Here is a 1,674-nt window from a genome sequence, read left to right on the forward strand (position 1 = left end):
GGGCCTTGCGGCGCGCCAGGATCTCCGCGCGCCACGCCGTCTTGTCCCGCTCGTCCGTCACGCTCCCACCCTAGGACGGCCGCGCGGTGGCCCGTGCCCGGCCGTGCGCGGTGGCCCGTGCCCGGCTGTGCTCAGCGATCCGCGCGCGGCCGGGTCAGGGTGAACGTGTCGACGACCTTCAGCTCGCTGGTCGGCCCGGTGAGGGCGTAATAGGTGCCCTTGATGGTGGTGTTCCCGCCGGGCAGGCCGGGGTCGACATCGAAAGCGCAGAAGCCGTAAGGATGTTCGGCGTCCTTGAACGCCGACCAGGGCGCGTCCTCGAGCACGTAGACCGGGGCCTTCTTGCCGGTGGCCGGGTCCGCCGCGCCCACGGCGGTGATGACCCGGCACTTGTCGCCCGGGAAGAACAGCTGATTCGACGGTGCGGAGGTGCCGCCGCCCCCGATCACCAGGTGCACGGTGCCCTTGCCGGTGTCGACGAGGTCCTTGCGGGTGTCGGCGGGTTGGGGGGTGAGCGTCTCGGACCCGGTCACGCCGCGCACCGGATGCGAACGCTCGTAATGGTGTTCGTGCCCGCACAGCACCAGGTCGACCTGGTACTTGTCGAAGAGCGGCAGCCAGTCCTGCCGGATGCCCAGGTCCGCGCCGTTGAACTTGTCGGCCGAGGAGATGGCGACCTGGTGCATGAACACCACCACCCAGTCGATGCCACGGTCGGCGCGGGCTTTCGCGAGTTCGCTCTCCAGCCAGCGTTTCTGGGCTCCGCCGGAGTAGCCCTTGACGTAGCTGTTGCCGCCGTCCTGCAGGCAGACGTCGTCGTTGGCGACCGCGATCACCCGCATGCCGCCGACGGTGAACGAGTACCACAGGCCCTGGGCGTGTTCCTCGGCGCCGGCGTCGGGGACGGTGAAGTAGGTCTGGAACGCCTGGTAGCCGATGGGCCCGTTGCCGAGTTCGTTCTCGTGGTTGCCGGGGGCGGGCATCCAGGGCCGGTAGCGGGCCGAGCGAGAGTTGTTGGCCCACCAGTCGTTCCAGGTGCGGACCCGGTCGGTGGACAGGTTGGCGTAGCAGAGGTCGCCGTTGACCAGGTTGAACAGCGGGGCCAGCGATTCCACCGCGGCGGTGATGTCGCCGGCGTACTGGGAGCCGAGGTTGTCGTTGACGGCCTTGCCGTCGACGATCTTGCCGACGGTGGGGGTGCCCTGGTCGCCGAAGCTGGTGAACCGGAACCTGGCGCGCCCGGCGGGCGCGGTGCGAATGGTGCCGAGTTCGGGCGGCGCGCCGTCGTGCCCGGCCGCGTAGACGTAGTCGGTGTCGGGGGACAGGCCGGTGAGCCGGGCGTGGTGGGCCTGGATCTCGATGCCGGACTTGGCATCCCGGTAGGTGCGGGTCCGCGCGGCCACCGCGGTGCCGAATCCGGAGTCGGCGGTGCCGTAGCGCACGGTGGGCGCGGTGACCGATCCGGTGGTATGCCAGGTGACCACGACCTCGCGGGCCGCGTCGGCTCCGAACTGCAGGTGCAGGCCGGAGACCCGGGGCGCGGCCGCCCGGTCGGGAGTGGTGACGAGTTCGGCCGAGCGCGGCCAGGCGGCGCCGTCGGATCCGGCGCTCCGCAGCGCCGCCCTTGGTGAGGCTGAGATGGGCGCCCGCGTCGTGGGTCACCATGGCCTTGAA

Annotated in this window: 1 protein-coding gene; it reads right to left on the reverse strand. The window is 71.0% G+C overall.

All coding sequences use genetic code 11. The annotated features are described in order from the left end of the window. Window positions 1-131: 131 nt before the first annotated feature. On the reverse strand, window positions 132-1,640 hold the full coding sequence (locus ACWELJ_RS34120; RefSeq protein ID WP_452370177.1) for a purple acid phosphatase family protein: 1,509 nt from the start codon (window positions 1,638-1,640) through the stop codon (window positions 132-134). Window positions 1,641-1,674: the final 34 nt, after the last annotated feature.

Source organism: Nocardia sp. NPDC004582, assembly GCF_053602115.1.